The sequence below is a fragment of the Pseudoxanthomonas kaohsiungensis genome (genome assembly GCF_010211765.1).
GTDB classification, from domain to species: domain Bacteria; phylum Pseudomonadota; class Gammaproteobacteria; order Xanthomonadales; family Xanthomonadaceae; genus Pseudoxanthomonas; species Pseudoxanthomonas kaohsiungensis.
This window is the reverse complement of record NZ_PDWO01000047.1, coordinates 1-684: the sequence shown is the minus strand read 5'-3', so window position 1 is coordinate 684 and position 684 is coordinate 1. Positions and strand designations below refer to the sequence as shown.

Below are 684 nucleotides of genomic sequence, written 5' to 3'. Positions count from 1 at the left end.
GCAGTACGCCGTGCGTTCGTACTCGCTGAACCCGGACGGTTCGCCCGCGTACACGTATGACCTGTACTGGACCGAGCTGAACACGACAGCCCGCACCGAAGGTGACCCGGTGTTCCAGGGCAAGAAGGACATGCTGCGTTATCAGAGCGTGTTCTTCACCGCCCCGCAGGAACAGGCCGGTGCCTCGTTCCTCGTGCCCTGGTACTACGATCAGCGCAAGTTCCCGGACATCTACGGCTACCTGCCGCAGTTCCGTCGCGTGCGCCAGTTCCCCGCGAACCAGCGCTTCGAGCCGATCGTTCCGGGTCTGTCGTTCTTCCTGTCCGACGCCTGGGGCGCGGGCGACCCGATGCTGACCTGGGGCAACACGAAGATCGTCGGTCGCGGCCCGCTGCTCGTCGCCGGTGCCGGCAACTTCAAGGGCAAGTCGAACGCGAACTGGGAAAACCATTCCTGGCACGGCGGCCCGAAGGGCAAGACCTTCATGGAGTACACCGTCGAACTCGCGCCGGAGTGCGTGGCGATCGAGTGAAAAAACATAAAGACAAATGGAGCGTACCACAGCACAGTGGCAAGCACGTGAAGATGCGTAAGAATGAAAACATGGTAAAGACGAGGTGACTAGATCCGACATAAGAATAGGTTAACACAGATACAGACAACAAACTGAGAATCATAATCTAG

At 58.9% G+C, this 684-nt stretch carries 1 protein-coding gene; it reads left to right on the top strand.

What is annotated here, in order from left to right; translation table 11 throughout:
• Nucleotides 1-532, top strand: a 532-nt coding sequence (locus CSC66_RS17215; RefSeq protein WP_162378633.1) for a DUF1329 domain-containing protein, incomplete at its 5' end; no start/stop codon positions are given.
• Nucleotides 533-684: the final 152 nt, after the last annotated feature.